At 78.3% G+C, this 460-nt stretch carries 1 pseudogene; it reads right to left on the bottom strand.

Annotation, left to right across the window (positions count from 1 at the left end):
- Window positions 1-460 (bottom strand): annotated as a pseudogene (locus FK498_RS19050) (heavy metal translocating P-type ATPase); the annotation flags it as partial.

Here is a 460-nt window from a genome sequence, read left to right as displayed (position 1 = left end):
GCGCCGCCTCGCGCGCGAGCCCGGCCGCCGGCTCGATCGCCGCGAGCCGCGGCCGGCCCGGCGTCAGCGTGCCGGTCTTGTCGAACAACACCACACCGATGCGCGCCAGCCGCTCGATCACGCCCGCACCCTTCACCACCACGCCGCGCGCGGCCGCCCGCCCCACGCCGGCCACCAGCGCGATCGGTGCGGCGAGGATCAGCGGGCATGGCGTCGCCACCACCAGCACCGCGAGCGCCCGCACGGGATCGCCCGAGAGCGCCCAGGCAAGCCCCGCCACGACCGCGGTCACGGCGATGAACAGGACCGCGAACCGGTCCGCCAGCCGCGTCAGAGGCGCGCGCGAGGCCGCCGCCTGCTCGGCCAGCCGCACGATCGCCGCGTAGGTGCTGGCCTCGGCCGAGGCGGTCGCGCGCATGCGGAACGCCGCCCCGGCATTGACCGCGCCGCTGCGCAGCGC

The sequence above is a fragment of the Elioraea sp. Yellowstone genome (assembly GCF_006704265.1).
GTDB lineage: Bacteria > Pseudomonadota > Alphaproteobacteria > Acetobacterales > Acetobacteraceae > Elioraea.
The sequence above is the reverse complement of the archived record's forward strand: the minus strand, read 5'-3'. Positions and strand labels throughout refer to the sequence as shown.